Raw genomic sequence first — 14,670 nt, 5'->3', positions numbered from 1 at the left:
CTAGAAGGAATTGCATCATGGAAGTACTCCTCCCTCCCAACTGGCCGCGTCCGAAGGGCTATGCCAACGGTGTGTCCGCACGCGGACGCATGGTGTTCGTGGCCGGCATGATCGGCTGGGATGCGCAGGGCGTGTTCCACACGGATGACCTGGCGGGTCAGGTCCGCCAGGCGCTGCAGAACATCGTCGAGGTGCTGGCCGCCGGCGACGCCAAGCCCGAGCACATCGTGCGCATGACGTGGTACGTGACCGACAAGAAGGCTTACGTCGAGGCCTACCCAGAGATCGGCAAGGCGTTCCGCGAGCTGATCGGCAGCTTCAGCATTGCGATGACGGCGGTGGAAGTGGCGGCGCTGGTCGAAGACCGGGCCAAGGTGGAGATTGAGGTGACGGCGGTGGTGCCGGATTAGTTTTTTTCGAACCGGTGAGGGGAGACAAAAGGTCCGTACCTGAACAAAGTAGTTTGGTCCAACTGCGGGGTTGGCAACTATTCGCGCCAGTCCGCGATTGGCGCAGTCCGATCCGGGCAAGGTTTGGGAGCAGTGACGTGCATATGGCAGTCTGCGCTCTGTAGTTCCGCGTCCCTACCAGCCGGATACGGTGCCGGCGGCAGCATTAGGACGAGTGCGGCACGGCCGCTGGCTGATCGGACGAGATGAGGTATCGGCCCCCTTGGGCGATCCCCTGGCGATATCTTTCATGATCCTCAAGAAAGAGCCGCGCAGATTGATCAATGGACTCTTGCCATTGCCGTTTCAGCGCGGCCAGCGGCTAACGAGCCCGATCGTCAGGCCAGACCACATCTGCCTTCCACGATTCCGACGCAATGAACTGCTTGAGCCTGTCTTGCAGCAGGGCTGTCCAGGCAGCGGCAAAGCGGGAAGGGGGATTCTCGCGCAAGGTCGTGATCGCCACGCTCGAACGGATGCCGGGGCGGCCGATGCGATGCGCAACGAGTTCACCGCGTGCGATCTCCTCCTTGATCGCGATGTAGGTCAGGATCGAATAGCCAGCGCCGGCCTTTACCAGTTGCTTGGTCAGCGACACGCTGTCGACTTCCAGCGCGACGCGTAGCCGCACACCGTGCTGGATGGCCGCCTGTTCGACCAGGCGCCGATTGCTGTGCGGCAGGCCGGGCAAGATCAACGGAATGCTGGCCAAGTCGCGGATCTGGTATTCGCGCTGATCTGTCTCTGAGCCGGGCGGCCCCACCAGGATCATGGGTTCGCTGAACAACGGGCGCACGTGGAACGCATCCAGCGGCGGCTGGTTGTAGACGACGGCAAGGTCAACGCGCCGATCCAGCACCCACTCCTGCAGCGAGCTGCTCAGGCCTTCACGCACATGCAGCGAAACCCGGGGCCACTGCGCCCGGAAGGCCTGGACGAGATCGGCGCCGATCAGTGCACCCATGGTCGGCGGCAGGCCAACGGCCAGATGCCCGCGCTCCTCATCGGCGCTGGCGCGAACGTCTTCGCTGGTTTCGCTGAGCAGGTGCGTGATCATTTCCGCCCGCTCCAGCAGACGCGACCCCGCCGAGGTAAGCCGGACGCCGCGGCCATGCCGAACCAGCAGCGGCACGCCAATCTCTGCCTCCAGCTTTGCGATCTGTCGACTGAGCGCAGGTTGCGCGATGTACAGCTCGGCCGCCGCGCGGCTGAAACTGCCGGCACGCGCCACGCGGATGAAGCTCTTGAGTTCTCGGATGTCCATGCTTGCTTTCAGATATGCCGTGCTGGCATAGCTTTGTATGTTCATATGGTCTTTGTCAAGAAAAGACCGTCAATCTATGCTTCCTATAAATAACAAGTTACCAACGCGTACAGGAGACGCTCGCCCTCAGGCCATACGGCCAGCGGCGTTCACGTCCCCGTAACGACCGCCTTTCTAGCAATACAAGTCCAGCAAGCTTGCGTCGTCTTCTCGCCGCAGAGCACTGAACGACTGGACGCAGGAGACACCATGAAACATCTGAAGAAGCTGCACGTGCAGGTCTTGATCGGCCTGGCGTGTGCGGTCGTCCTCGGCATCGCCGCGCCGCAGTGGGCCGTTGCCATGAAGCCCATCGGGCAGGCGTTCATCGCGCTGCTGAAGATGATGCTGGCCCCGATCATCTTCTGCACGCTGGTGCAGGGCCTGGCACACGTGCGAGACCTGCGCATGCTGGGCCGTATGGGCGTGAAGTCGCTGGTGTACTTCGAGGTGGTCAGCACGGTGGCCATGGTGCTGGGTTTTGTGCTCGTCAACGTGTTCGAACCCGGCGTGGGACTGCACGCCACCAACCTCGCAGAAAGCGCTGATGCGGTGAAGGCCACCAGCAATGCTGGCGGCATCTCGGCCGTCAATTACCTGCTCAGCCTGATTCCGCACACGCTGGTGGATGCCTTCGCCAAGGGCGACATCGTGCAGGTGCTGATCATTTCCATCCTCGCCGGTTTGGCGCTGAACCTCTCGGTAGGTCCGGACTCGGTCCTGCTGCGCGGCATGGACGAAGCGCAGAAGGTGCTGTTCCGCATGCTCGGCTTCATCATGAAGCTGGCACCGCTCGGCGCATTTGGCGCCATGGCCGCGGCGGTGGGCAGCTATGGCGGCGTGACGCTGCTGTATCTGCTCAAGGTGATCGTGCTCTATTACGCCGCCTCGCTGCTGTTCGTGTTTGGCGTGCTCAGCTCGATCAGCTGGATGATCGGCCTGCCGTACTTCAGCGTGCTCAAGCTGATTCGCGACGAGATGCTGCTGATCTTCGGCACAGCATCGAGCGAAGTGGCCTTCCCGCGTCTGGTGGAGAAGCTGCAACGCGCAGGCTGCGATGAAGCCGTGGTCGGCTTTGTGCTGCCCGCCGGCTACAGCTTCAACCTCGACGGCACGTCGATCTACATGGCCATCGCCGTGGGCTTCATTGCGCAGGCGACTGACACACCGTTCTCGCTGTGGCAGCAACTGGGTTTGCTTGCCATCCTGAGCCTGACCTCCAAGGGTGGCACCACGGTTGCCGGCGGCGCGTTCGTCAAGCTGGCAGCCACGCTGCAATCGGTGCGTTCGCTGCCGGTGGCGGGTCTGGGCCTGCTGTTCGGCATCGACCGCGTCATGGCGATCGCCACTGCGCTCGTCAACGTGGTCGGCAACACCATTGCGGTCTTCGCCATCGCCCGCTGGGAAGGCGCATTCGATGCCGAGGCCTTCCATCGCGAAACCGGCGGGCAGGCCCGTTCTTCTCTCCTCAAGCTGCAGAAGCCCGCCACACAAGCTGCGGTGGCGCACGACGCGCTGACCCACTAAGTCACTGAGCAACACCAACATGCAACGCATTCCCGCCCTCGATCCCGATGCGCTGGACGCAGACCAGCGCGCCGTCTACGACGCCATTGCCAATGGCCCCCGCAAGGGTGTGCGCGGCCCGCTGGCCGTCTGGCTGCATCGCCCCCTGCTGGCCGACCGCGCACAGGCGCTCGGACGCTATTGCCGCTACGACAGCAGCCTGCCGCCGCGCCTGTCCGAACTGGCCATCTTGTTCATGGGCCGCTACTGGTTGGCGGAATACGAATGGGCCGCGCACAAGCCGTTCGCGTTGGAAGCCGGCGTATCGCCGGCGGTGATCGACGCCATTCGCGACGGCATGAACCCGGCGTTCGAGCAGCGCGACGAGGCGCTCGTCTTCGCGTTCCTCACACAGCTGCATGCCAAGCGCGAAGTGGACGACGGCCTGTATGCCGAACTGGTCGACGCCATCGGCCAGGACGGCGTGGTCGATCTGGTCGGCATTGCCGGCTACTACACGCTCATCTCGATGACCATCAAGGCATTCAATGTGCCCGCGCCGACAGGTGCGACGCCGGAACTGCCGACGCAATTGCAATAAGCAACGAGGAATTCACTGTGCAAGCAACTACCGAATTTGAACAAGCCACGGCCGCGGGCCGTCTGGCAGGTAAGGTGGCCATCGTGACCGGCGCAGGCTGCGTCGGCCCGGGCTGGGGTAACGGCCGCGCCGTAGCGGTGCTGTTTGCGATGGCGGGGGCGCGCGTCTTTGCCGTCGACAAGAGCCTTGAGGCCATGGAGGAAACGCTGCGCCGCGTGCGCGAGGCCGGTGGTGAGGTCACGCCGTACACCTGCGACGTGACCGACACCACGGCCGTCAAAGGCATGGTCGATGCCTGCGTGGAGCAATACGGCCGCGTCGATATCCTGGTGAACAACGTTGGTGGCTCTGCTGCTGGCGGCCCTGTGGCGTTGTCGGAAGACAAGTGGGATGCGCAGGTCGCTTTCAACCTCAAGAGCGTCTATCTGACCTGCAAGCACGTGCTGCCCGTGATGGAAGCGCAGGGCAGTGGCGCCATCGTCAATACGGCATCGACTTCCGGCATCCGCTGGACGGGCTCGGCGCAGGTGGCCTACGCGGCTTGCAAGGCCGGTGTGATCCAGCTTTCCAAGGTCGTGGCCGTTGAATACGCCAAGAAGGGCATTCGCGTGAACACCGTGGTGCCGGGGCAATTGCATACGCCTATGGTGGAAGTGCGCCTCGCCGGCCAGCGCTCGGGCGGCGATGTCGACAAGCTGCTGGAAAGCCGCCTTGCCCGCATTCCGCTCGGCTTCATGGGCGACGGGCGTGATACCGCGCATGCCGCGCTGTTCCTCGCTTCGGACGAGGCGCGCTTTATTACAGGTACCGAAGTCGTGGTCGACGGCGGCATGACGGCGCGGTGCGACTGATCATGCAAGGCGAACTGAACGGCGGCGTGTGGGACTGCCATACGCACATCTATGGGCCCTGGGATGCCTTTCCGCTGCCGGCCGATGCGTCGTATCGCCCGGTGGAAGCCCCGATGACGCAACTGCTTGCGCTGCATGAGCAACTGGGTGTCACGCACGGCGTGCTGGTGCAGGCGGCGTGCTACCAGTCCGATCACCGTCCGCTACTGGCCGCGCTGGCCATGACGCAAGGGCGCTACCGAGGCGTCGCGCTGGTCGACCACACCACGAGTGATGACGCCCTGCGCGAGCTGGACGAAGGCGGCGTGCGCGGCATCCGCTTCAACTTCATGGGTCACCTGCCGGGCGACCGTGATCCGGGCCGCTTGCGCGAACTTGCCGAGCGCGTCGGGCCCATGGGTTGGCACGTGCTGCTGCATGGACAACTGGATCAGCTTCTGCCGGTGCTCCACGCGTGGGAAGACCTGAATGTGCCGCTGGTGATCGACCACATGGCCCGTCAGGATGCGACGCGCCCGCTGGACGAAGCTGCCATGCGCGAGCTGGAGCGTCATCTGCGCAATGACAAGCGGTGGATCAAGTTGTCTGGGGTCGACCGCGTCATGCAAGGCGCGGCACCGCCGTGGGAGGCAGCATTGCCGCTGATGAGGCGCTTGGTGCAAGCGGCACCCGAGCGATCCATCTGGGGCACGGACTGGCCGCACCCCAACATCAAGGGCGACGTGCCCGACGACAGCAGTCTGCTCGCGTTCGTGCAGGAAGCCTGCGGCGCCGACGCTGCCGAAGCTGTGCTCGTTCATAACCCGCAACGACTCTATTTCTGAGGCATCGCCATGCAAGCCACGTTTATCGATGCCGCCCAGGCAGGGCAGTCTGCTGAACAAAGCGCCTGTCGCAAGGCTGCCTGGCGCCTCGTGCCGCTGTTGGCAATCGCGTACTTCGTCAACTACCTCGATCGGACCAACGTCGGCTTCGCGGCGCTGACCATGAACCGCGACCTGGGCTTGAGCGCCGCGCAGTTTGGTCTGGCTGCCGGCATCTTCTACGTGGGCTATTGCCTGTTCGAGGTGCCGAGCAACCTGGCGCTGTATCGCTATGGCGCACGTCGCTGGCTGGCGCGGATCATGATCACGTGGGGCCTGTTTGCTGCAGGCACAAGCTTGGCCGTTGGGCCCAACAGCTATGCGGCGATCCGCCTGCTCGCCGGCATTGGCGAGGCCGGGTTCTTTCCTGGCGTCATCTTCTATCTCACCCTGTGGTTTCCGTCGCGCTATCGCACGCGCATGATGGGCTGGTTTCTCGCTGCGATCCCGCTTTCGTCGGTATTCAGTGGGCCGCTGTCGGTATCGATGCTGGAGCTGGACGGTTGGCTGGGGCTGCATGGCTGGCAGTGGCTGTTCATCCTGCAGGGGCTGCCGGCCTGTGTGCTCGGCCTGCTTTGCCTGCGCATGCTGACCGATCGCCCCGATAACGCCGCCTGGCTTACGGCAGAGGAGCGCGCCGCACTGGCGTCGGCCATCGAACGGGAGCGCAGCGCAGCGGTTGAGCATCGTCTCGGACCGGCGCTCAAAGACGCACGCGTCTGGCTGCTCACGGCCATTCTGTTCAGCTACATCATCGGCATTCTGGGCATTGGCGTGTGGATGCCGACCATCCTGAAGACGCATCACCTGTCGAACACGCAGGTGGGCTTTGCCACGGCGCTGCCTTACGTCGTCGGCGCCCTGGTCATGCTGGTCTGGGCACGCGTGGTGGCGCGCACGCAGCGCTACGTTTTGCACCTGGTGATCACCTGTGCGGTGGCGGCGCTGGGCTTCTTTGCATCGGTGGCGTCTGATGCGCTGGTGCCCGCCATGCTCGGCTTGACGGTGGCCGTGGTGGGGTTGTCATCCGTGCGCACGTGCTTCTACAGCATTCCGGCAACGTTCCTGGACAAGCAGGCTGCAGCGGGCGGCCTCGCTTTCATCAACTCCGTGGGTAGCCTTGGCGGGTTGTTTGGCCCGTACATGGTGGGCTGGCTGAAAGACGCCACGGGCTCGTTCAAGGCCGGGCTGATCGGCATGGGCGCGATGCTGGTGCTGGCAACGCTGCTTTCTCTGGTGCTGCTGAGCCGCGTCAAGGAGGGCCAGCGATGAGCAACGACTGGTGGCAACCCAGCCTGCGCACGCCTGACCCTGCCGTGCGCATTCTCGACCCGCGCTTCGAGCACTACCGCTTGCCGCACGCCAAGGTCGAGCGCCTGTGGACCGGCTGCCGCTGGGCGGAAGGCCCCGTCTGGTTTGGCGACGCCGGGGCGCTCTATTGGACCGATCTGCCCAACGATCGCATCCTGCGCTGGGACGATGCGTCCGGCGCGGTGGCGGCATACCGCACGCCCTCCGACAAGGCCAACGGCCTGACACGCGACCGGCAGGGCAGGCTGATTGCCTGCGAGCATGGGCAACGCCGCGTTACGCGCACCGAATACGACGGCAGCATCATCGTGCTGGCCAGCGAGTTCGATGGCAAGCCGCTCAATTCTCCGAACGACGTGGTCGTCGCAAGTGACGGCGCGGTGTGGTTTACCGATCCGCCGTTCGGCCTGGTGAGCGACTACATGGGCCAGATTGCCAAGCCGCAGTTGCCAGCAAGCATCTATCGGATCGACCCGCGCGATGGACGATTGGATTGCGTTGCGGACGATGTGCTCGGACCCAACGGGCTGGCGTTCTCACCGGATGAGCGGACGCTTTACGTGGTGGCATCGCGCGCACGGCCGCGCGAGATCCTCGCATTCGATGTGGTCGACGGCAAAGCGCTGGGCGACCGCCGTGTGCTGATCGATGCCGCGGACGGGGCTCCGGACGGTTTTCGCGTCGACGTGCATGGGAACCTGTGGTGCGGCTGGGGCACCGGCACGGCAGAGCTTGATGGCGTGCGGGTGTTTGCCCCCGACGGCACCGCGATCGGCCACATCGCACTGCCGGAGCGCTGCGCGAACCTGTGCTTTGGCGGGCGGCACCTCAACCGCCTTTTCATGGCGTCAACCACATCGCTCTATGCCCTGTACGTGAACACACGCGGGGCGGTTTAGTTCTGCAACACCAAAAATCAAACGAGAACGACTTAGGAGACAAGACATGCCGTTCCAATCCAGAGTGCGCCGGTTTGCGGCGCGTACGCTGTGCGCAGTGCCGTTGATCGCCGCAACGGGTGCGGTCTGGGCCGCCGATATCCACGTGCTGGCCACCGGTGCGTTGCACGCAGCGTTCGAGAAAGTCATACCGGCGTACGAGCGGCAGTCGGGCAACCATCTGATCATTGCGTGGGGCCCGTCCTATGGCAGCTCGCCAGATGCCTTGCCGATGCGCATCAAGAACGGTGAGCCGATGGACGTCTGCTTCATGATCGGCGCCGCCTTGACGGACCAAGTAAAGCAAGGGCGCTTCATTCCGGAGTCGCGCGTTGATCTCGTGGCGTCAGGCGTTGGCGTTGCAGTGCGCAAGGGCTTGCCCAAGCCGAATATTCAGACCGTCGACGATCTGCGCCAAACGTTGCTGGCGGCCAAGTCGGTGGCATTTTCCGAAGGGGCGAGCGGCACCTACATCACCGGCACGCTGTTCGAGCGTCTCGGGATTGCCGAGCAGATGAAGGCCAAGAGCGTGCTGATCCGTGGCAAGGAGCTGGTCGGCTCGGCACTGGAGCGCGGCGAGGCCGATCTGGGCTTGCAGCAGATCAGCGAGCTGCGCGCGTTCAGCGGCATCCAGTATGTCGGCCCGCTGCCCGCCGAAGTGCAGAAGACGAGCGTGATTGCGGCTGCAGTCGCAAAGGATGCCAAGGAACGCAAGGCCGCCGAAGGGTTGATCACGTATCTGCGCTCGCCGGAAGTTGCTGCCAAGCTGGTCCAGACGGGGCTCGACCCGATTTCCGCCAAATAGCCTGATTCGTTGCCGTTGTCTGATGCATCGCGGTTGGTTTCCAGCCGCGAGGGGACACTGTTGCCCGAAGCAATAGCAACGGGGCCATGTCCCGAGAGAAAGAAGGAGACTCCATGACGTTGCAGAAATGCCTTCTTGGCGCCGCATTGACTCTGATGATGTCCGCCTGCGCCACGTCAACGCCAACCAGTGCAGACGTGCAGCGGACGCTCGTGCGCCATGGCGAAGTGCAGATCGAAACCCTGAGCCAAGGAAGTGGGCCGACCGTTGTCATCCTGCCGTCGCTGGGGCGCGGCGCTGAAGATTACGACGAGGTGGCCCGCCTGCTTGCCGCGGATGGGCTGCGTGTCCTGCGGCCGCAACCGCGCGGCATTGGTCAAAGCAAGGGGCCGATGGCCAATCTCGACATGCATGCGTTTGCGGCCGACGTTGCCGCCGTGCTCGATCAGGAAAAGACAGGGCCCGTTGTCGTGGTGGGGCATGCCTGGGGCAGCCAGCCGGCGCGCATGCTGGCGGTGGATCGGCCAGACCTGGTGCGCGGTCTCGTCATGGCGGCAGCCTCTGCCGGCAAGCTGCCGCCGGGTTCCAACGAGAAGCCCTATGGCCGGTTGCGCGAAGCGATTGATGGCTCCGGCAACCTCGCGCTGCCCGAGGCGAAGCGTCTGGAATATCTGCGCCAGGCATTCTTCGCTCCGGGCCACGACCCGAAACCATGGTTGAGCGGGTGGTATCCGGACGCGCATCACGCGCAGGCCCACGCCCGCAATGTCACGCCGGTGGATGCGTACTTCGCTGGCGGCACGGTACCCATGCTTGATCTGCAGGCGCAGTACGACGCCGTGGTCGTGCCCAACGTGTTCAAGCCCATGCTTGGCAATCGCGTGACGGTGGAGGTGATCCGCGATGCCGGGCACGCCATGGCGCCCGAGCAACCCGCAGCGATGAGCCGCGCCATCGCGCGCTTCGCCCGACGTGTCTATGCCGGCGCGTCCTGATTCCGTCAACACAACAACTTGCAGGCCGACGCATCCGCACGGCATGCCCATCCACACCAAGGAGAACATCATGAAATTGATCAAGTACGGCTGTACCGCATTGGCAGCGGTCATGCTTTCCTTCTCTGCGCTGGCAGCCGCGGATGCCGGGCAGATTGATCGCGAACTGGTCAAGTACAGCAACGTGCAGATCGAGGTGATGCGGCAGGGCAAGGGGCCGCTGATCGTCATCCTGCCGTCGCTGGGCCGTTCGGGGCGCGATTACGACCAGGTCGCAGACCGGTTGGTCGCCGACGGCTTCCGCGTGTTGCGCCCGGAGCCGCGTGGCATTGGCCGGAGCAAGGGGCCGATGGCGAATCTGGACATGCATGCCTTTGCCGCCGATGTGGCTGCGGTGATCGAGCACGAGAAGCAGGGGCCTGCCGTGGTGGTCGGTCACGCCTGGGGCAATTTCCCGGCGCGCATGGTCGCCGTGGACAGGCCCGAGCTGGTGCGCGGCGTTGTTCTGGTTGCCGCTTCGGCCGGCAAGGTGCCGCCGGGCTCGACCGAGAAACCTATCAACGCGGAGATGCGCAAGGCCATCGATGGTGCGGGCGATATGCATCTTTCGGAAGAGCAGCGCCTTGAGTACTTGCGCAAGGCCTTCTTTGCCCCGGGCAACGACCCGCGCGTCTGGCTCGATGGCTGGCACGAAGAGACGCATGAGGCAGAGTCCCATGCCCGCAACGTGACGCCGGTCGATGCGTACTTTGCGGCCGGGAACGCGCCGATCCTGGATTTGCAGGCAGAACACGACGCAGTGGCGCCGCGCCGGTTCTCGCAGGTGCTGAAATCGATGCTGGGTGATCGCGTGACGGTCGTTGTCGTGCCGAACGCCGGACACGCCTTTGCGCCGGAACAGCCCAAGGCGATGGCGGACGCGATCGCCGCGTTTGCGAAGCGCGTGTACGCAGAGCCAACCAAGCAGTAGTCGCGGTTGCCTGTCATGTGGAGGCAGGCCGCGTGACTTGCCTCCAGGATGACTGTCGACGCTATTTAGACGCGGCCAACATTGCGGGTCAGAGTTGTCGCGCCATCCTCCGGGCATCTCAGCTCTTTGGGTCGGCAGGTTGAGGCTGGAAAAGGGCGTCAACGCAGAGTGTCCAGACGCATTTCCAACATCCTCTGGCGTCCATCGGCTCTCCTCCATCGGCCCGGCATTGGCTTGCGATTCACACCCCCATTTCTAGCCGCCGCTTTCCCTTGTTGAATGAAGAGGCATCGCTGCCGTTGAATGCGACGGTCGATGACTATCGACATATGCGGCAGTGTCTGGGTACCACGCGAACCGTGGCAGTGCAGTCGGCAAACATAAGACTGACAACCGGTTCGCCCCCGAAAGTTCTATTCCTCCCTTTCGGTAGCGGCATTAAGTTCACGGGCCTGTCGGCGTGCGCTAACAACGGTGCTACGCGACCTTGCCACCGCATTCGGCGAGCACGTGCTTGCCGGGAAATACAACGGTGGACGTATCCGCTATGCGAGAGGCTCTTTGAGCGTCACGGCAAGCACCCGTCGCATCCCTGACTAAGACAGTGCGCACAAGATGGCGTCTTAATTTGCCCTCCGGCAGGGCAGAAGCGGGCCGCTGCACCAACAAGGGGAGAGTACGTGCGTTTGCTTCCGGATCGTCTTGTTAAGTCAATATAAGTCAGATGTTGGTGGCGAACCATTCTCCGACCATGTCGAGGAAGCTCAACATTTACCGCGCAACACTGGCATAAACCCTGCTTGATAGGCGCCCGTGCCGCTGCTAAATTCGCTTTACATCAGCTTTGCGGTGCATCCGAATTTCTTGCCATCCATCTGACGATCGCTTTCGATACGGCTCTGACTGAGTCGTTGAGGGGGGCGCAAATTCTCGAGGAGAGTGTTGTGATTGCCAGGACTACCCAGCCGCTGCAGCCGTTTGCTGCTATCAAAAAGGTCACCATGCCTTCCCTGCTTGCTGCGCTCTTCTCGGCGGCGGCGTACCCGGCAATAGCACAGACGGCTGATCTGACGCCTGCTGGCGCGGAAAAGGCCGGGACGTCCAGCGGCATTCCTGCATGGACCGCGCCGGGGGCGCTGGAGAATGGATGGAGTCCTGGCAAGCGCCGACTGGATTTCTTCAAGTACAAATCTGACAAGCCGCTGTACGTCATCGATGCGAGCAACGTCGACCAGTATGCCGACAAGCTGAATCCTGGCCAGGTCGCGCTGATCAAGCAAACCAAGGGATACACCATGCCGGTGTATCCGACGCGTCGAACCTGCGGTATGCCCGACTTTGTGGCGGAGAACACCAAGAAGAACATCGGCTTCGCCAAGATGAGTCCAGACGGCACTGCATTGGCCGATGCGTATCTTCCTGGGTTCCCGTTTCCGCATCCTAAGACGGGCGCCGAAGCGATGTGGAACGCCAAGCTGGGCTACCGCGGCGTTGGCATCGAGTTCCGAGACCAGATTACGATGACGTCGCCGCGAAAGGGAAGCTCTGGCGATGGCCTGAAATTTGTATCCGACACGTGGCTCTACTTCCCCTGGGGCGTGAAGGGCGGCACGACGTTTTCTGCCGCGGGCCAGGTCGAGGCGATGAACTACTTCACGTACAAGTCGCCTGTGGCCCTGGCCGGCCAGGGCGCAATGTTTACTGCGTATGCCGCCAAACCGGCGGAAGTCTTCTACTACTTCCCGGGGCAACGTCGGACGCGCCGGATGCCGACCTATGCCTACGATGCACCGCAGATCGGCTTCGACAACCAGTACAACATCGACGAGGCGTACGTCTTCTCTGGTCTTCTGGATCGGTTCGACTGGAAGCTGATTGGCAAGAAGGAGATGCTTATTCCGTACAACGCGCTCGGGATGTACGACTTCACGGCCAAGTACGAAGACGCCTATCAGCCGGACTTCATTAACCCTGCGTACCGGCGCTATGAGCTCCACCGCGTGTGGTTGGTAGAGGCGACGGTCAAACAAGGTGTTCGGCATTCCGCGCCTAAGCGTCTCTTCTACATCGACGAAGATAGCTGGGGTCTTGCTGGTGCGGTGGACTATGACGCCCAGGGCAAGATCTCCAAGGTGCGGGAAGGATATTCGATTCCCGTGTATGAGACGGGAGCCTGTATGTCTCTCGTCTTCGCGCAATACAACCTGAATGATGGCCGCTACGTTGTCGACGGATCGATGCTCGCGGCAGGAAAAGATGCGAAATGGATTGTGGATGGCGCCGACGATCCGCACTTCAAGGCGAGCTTCTACAACGCTGAAAACCTTCGCGCGTTGAGCGAGCGTTGAAAGAGAGGACATCGACAATGAAAAACCTCTCTTTCACTCGCTCTCAAGAGCGTGGTGCTGCCGTGCGTGGGGCCGTTTCAGCGCTCATCGCGCTGGGTTGCACGGGGGCGAACGCCTTTACGTTCTCTAACGACACGATCCAGGGGAGCCTCGATTCGACAGTCTCTGCGGGGGTTGGTGTTCGCACGGCATCGCAAAGCGAAAACCTCGTGTCGCCGACTTATGACCCAGCCACCGGGGCCCGCACGGGCGGTGGGAGTCTCGGGCAGATCAGCGGCCTTAGCGACCAAGGCAACATCAACTACAACAAAGGCAATGCCTTTACGACGTACCTCAAGGGTAGCCACGAGTTGCTGTTGAAAATGCCGACAGAGGGGCTCGCGTTCATGGCCCGCGGCTCCTGGGTGTACGACTACGCGGGCACGCGCACTACTGGAGCAACCAGCGGACAGGACGCGCTTGCCGCTTCTCCCCCCGATATCAGTGGCGGGCTTGCATCGGATGCCCGCAGCAATATTCGCTTCAAGGCTCGGTTGCTCGATCTTTGGGTCAGCAAGCAGTTCAGTGTCGGTGACCAGCAGGCGCGAGTCCGGGTCGGGAACCAGGTCATCAGTTGGGGCGAGAGTATTTTCGAGATCGGCGGCATCAATGCGACGAACGCCATCGATATCAACCGGGCGTCTCAGCCAGGTGCACAGGTCAAGGAATTTGTTCTGCCTGCCCCAATCCTTAGTGTTGCCTCAGGCCTCGGGCATGGGGTCAATGTGGAGGGGTACGTCCAGAGCAACTGGAACAAGAGCTACTTGCCTCCGGTAGGTAGCTACTGGTCCTCGTCCATCATCGGAGCGGGCGAGAGTGCTTACGGTGTGCGAGAAGCGCGTCCCAAGAACGGCGGTCAGTTTGGCTTTGCCGCACGCTATCAACCGGACGGAACGGACATCAATCTTGGGGTCTACGCGATCGCGTATCACGACAAGCTACCCCAGACGTCTCTCGCTGCTGACGGCGCTACCGTTTTCAAGTATCCGGAAAACCGCCACATGTTTGGTGTCAGCGCCAATTTTCCGGTGGGCGACATGGCCATTGGAACGGAGCTCTCCTTCCGGCCCCGGGATGCCGTGCCGCTCAACCCGGCGAGTGGTTGCGTGGCCCAGGGGGGTAATTGCTGGGTCGACGAAAAACGCTTTCAGTGGCACCTGACTTCGCTCTATGCACTTCAGCCCGGAAACGCAGGCGCGCTCTTGAATCTCTTGGGAGCGCAAACGGCCACGCTCACCACCGAAACGGTCGTGATCGCCTACCCGGGGCTCCATAAGAGCTACGGAGGGTCACCTATTGCGGCTGGTGGTTTGTTGTGGGGTAACGAATTCAACGATCTCTTTGCCACGGGTGCGCTCAACAGCCCCGGCAGTTCGGCCGGAACAAAGTACTCCGGCGGCATCAATGTCGACTTCAACTGGGTGTATGACGGGACACTGGTGCAGGGCTGGCAGGTCAATCCAGGCGTGTACTTCCGATACGGACTCTTTGGCCAGACCCCCAACATCAATGCGCAGTTCGTGCGAGGTGTGAGCTCGATGAACCTGTACGTCAACTTTGTACAGAACCCGGCCAACTGGCAGATCGGCCTGAACTACACAAGGTTCATGGGATCGACCAACCCGCTCAAGAACCCGCTACGTGACCGAGACTTCTTCGGCATCGTCGCATCCCGCAATTTCTGAGGTCAT

The 14,670-nt window shown here is 62.6% G+C and carries 13 protein-coding genes; 12 read left to right on the top strand and 1 reads right to left on the bottom strand.

The window, feature by feature from the left end:
- The first annotated feature begins 17 nt into the window (after window positions 1–17).
- Complete coding sequence (locus R2669_RS05090) at window positions 18–410, top strand: RidA family protein (RefSeq protein ID WP_045205569.1); 393 nt, start codon at window positions 18–20, stop codon at window positions 408–410.
- A gap of 361 nt (window positions 411–771) precedes the next feature.
- On the opposite strand, the gene R2669_RS05085 is transcribed toward R2669_RS05090, so the two are convergent.
- Window positions 772–1,713, bottom strand: a complete 942-nt coding sequence (locus R2669_RS05085; protein WP_316890376.1) for a LysR family transcriptional regulator — start codon at window positions 1,711–1,713, stop codon at window positions 772–774.
- Between the two features lie 249 nt (window positions 1,714–1,962).
- On the opposite strand from R2669_RS05085, the gene R2669_RS05080 reads away from it, so the two are divergent.
- From R2669_RS05080 to R2669_RS05030, 11 genes are all read left to right on the top strand, one after another.
- Window positions 1,963–3,279, top strand: coding sequence for a cation:dicarboxylate symporter family transporter (locus tag R2669_RS05080; protein ID WP_316898996.1), 1,317 nt, complete (start codon window positions 1,963–1,965; stop codon window positions 3,277–3,279).
- 19 nt (window positions 3,280–3,298) lie between these two features.
- Window positions 3,299–3,859, top strand: a complete 561-nt coding sequence (locus tag R2669_RS05075; RefSeq protein WP_316890374.1) for a carboxymuconolactone decarboxylase family protein — start codon at window positions 3,299–3,301, stop codon at window positions 3,857–3,859.
- A 17-nt stretch (window positions 3,860–3,876) separates the two neighbouring features.
- Window positions 3,877–4,710 carry an SDR family NAD(P)-dependent oxidoreductase gene (locus R2669_RS05070; RefSeq protein WP_316878274.1) on the top strand — a complete coding sequence of 278 codons (834 nt, stop codon included), beginning with the start codon at window positions 3,877–3,879 and terminating at the stop codon, window positions 4,708–4,710.
- A 2-nt stretch (window positions 4,711–4,712) separates the two neighbouring features.
- Entirely contained in the window at window positions 4,713–5,534 is an 822-nt protein-coding gene (locus tag R2669_RS05065; protein WP_316898994.1) for an amidohydrolase family protein, read from the top strand.
- 9 nt (window positions 5,535–5,543) lie between these two features.
- Window positions 5,544–6,845 carry an MFS transporter gene (locus R2669_RS05060; RefSeq protein ID WP_147214789.1) on the top strand — a complete coding sequence of 434 codons (1,302 nt, stop codon included), beginning with the start codon at window positions 5,544–5,546 and terminating at the stop codon, window positions 6,843–6,845.
- Window positions 6,842–7,783, top strand: coding sequence for an SMP-30/gluconolactonase/LRE family protein (locus R2669_RS05055; protein WP_316898992.1), 942 nt, complete (start codon window positions 6,842–6,844; stop codon window positions 7,781–7,783). Before R2669_RS05060 ends, R2669_RS05055 begins: the two co-directional genes overlap by 4 nt.
- 46 nt (window positions 7,784–7,829) lie before the next feature.
- Window positions 7,830–8,627, top strand: coding sequence for a substrate-binding domain-containing protein (locus R2669_RS05050; RefSeq protein ID WP_147214791.1), 798 nt, complete (start codon window positions 7,830–7,832; stop codon window positions 8,625–8,627).
- 113 nt (window positions 8,628–8,740) lie between these two features.
- On the top strand, window positions 8,741–9,622 hold the full coding sequence (locus tag R2669_RS05045; protein ID WP_316898990.1) for an alpha/beta fold hydrolase: 882 nt from the start codon (window positions 8,741–8,743) through the stop codon (window positions 9,620–9,622).
- Between the two features lie 70 nt (window positions 9,623–9,692).
- A complete protein-coding gene (locus R2669_RS05040) occupies window positions 9,693–10,592 on the top strand; it encodes an alpha/beta fold hydrolase (protein WP_316898988.1) in 900 nt (299 codons plus the stop codon).
- 1,001 nt (window positions 10,593–11,593) lie between these two features.
- Window positions 11,594–12,940 carry a DUF1329 domain-containing protein gene (locus tag R2669_RS05035; protein WP_147214858.1) on the top strand — a complete coding sequence of 449 codons (1,347 nt, stop codon included), beginning with the start codon at window positions 11,594–11,596 and terminating at the stop codon, window positions 12,938–12,940.
- Window positions 12,941–12,957: 17 nt separating this feature from the next.
- A complete protein-coding gene (locus R2669_RS05030) occupies window positions 12,958–14,664 on the top strand; it encodes a DUF1302 domain-containing protein (RefSeq protein WP_147214793.1) in 1,707 nt (568 codons plus the stop codon).
- Window positions 14,665–14,670 lie beyond the last annotated feature (6 nt).

This window comes from Ralstonia edaphi, assembly GCF_958350185.1.
GTDB classification, from domain to species: domain Bacteria; phylum Pseudomonadota; class Gammaproteobacteria; order Burkholderiales; family Burkholderiaceae; genus Ralstonia; species Ralstonia edaphi.
Note: the sequence above shows the minus strand (reverse complement) of the source record. Positions and strands in the feature narration are given on the sequence as shown.

What these genes read in the sequence shown, in the direction of transcription:
- R2669_RS05050 (WP_147214791.1), top strand. Translation starts at nt 7,830, where the DNA reads ATGCCGTTCCAATCCAGAGTGCGCCGGTTTGCGGCGCGTACGCTGTGC.
- R2669_RS05085 (WP_316890376.1), bottom strand. Translation starts at nt 1,713, where the DNA reads ATGGACATCCGAGAACTCAAGAGCTTCATCCGCGTGGCGCGTGCCGGC.
- R2669_RS05045 (WP_316898990.1), top strand. Translation starts at nt 8,741, where the DNA reads ATGACGTTGCAGAAATGCCTTCTTGGCGCCGCATTGACTCTGATGATG.
- R2669_RS05030 (WP_147214793.1), top strand. Translation starts at nt 12,958, where the DNA reads ATGAAAAACCTCTCTTTCACTCGCTCTCAAGAGCGTGGTGCTGCCGTG.
- R2669_RS05060 (WP_147214789.1), top strand. Translation starts at nt 5,544, where the DNA reads ATGCAAGCCACGTTTATCGATGCCGCCCAGGCAGGGCAGTCTGCTGAA.
- R2669_RS05090 (WP_045205569.1), top strand. Translation starts at nt 18, where the DNA reads ATGGAAGTACTCCTCCCTCCCAACTGGCCGCGTCCGAAGGGCTATGCC.
- R2669_RS05055 (WP_316898992.1), top strand. Translation starts at nt 6,842, where the DNA reads ATGAGCAACGACTGGTGGCAACCCAGCCTGCGCACGCCTGACCCTGCC.
- R2669_RS05075 (WP_316890374.1), top strand. Translation starts at nt 3,299, where the DNA reads ATGCAACGCATTCCCGCCCTCGATCCCGATGCGCTGGACGCAGACCAG.
- R2669_RS05065 (WP_316898994.1), top strand. Translation starts at nt 4,713, where the DNA reads ATGCAAGGCGAACTGAACGGCGGCGTGTGGGACTGCCATACGCACATC.
- R2669_RS05040 (WP_316898988.1), top strand. Translation starts at nt 9,693, where the DNA reads ATGAAATTGATCAAGTACGGCTGTACCGCATTGGCAGCGGTCATGCTT.
- R2669_RS05035 (WP_147214858.1), top strand. Translation starts at nt 11,594, where the DNA reads ATGCCTTCCCTGCTTGCTGCGCTCTTCTCGGCGGCGGCGTACCCGGCA.
- R2669_RS05080 (WP_316898996.1), top strand. Translation starts at nt 1,963, where the DNA reads ATGAAACATCTGAAGAAGCTGCACGTGCAGGTCTTGATCGGCCTGGCG.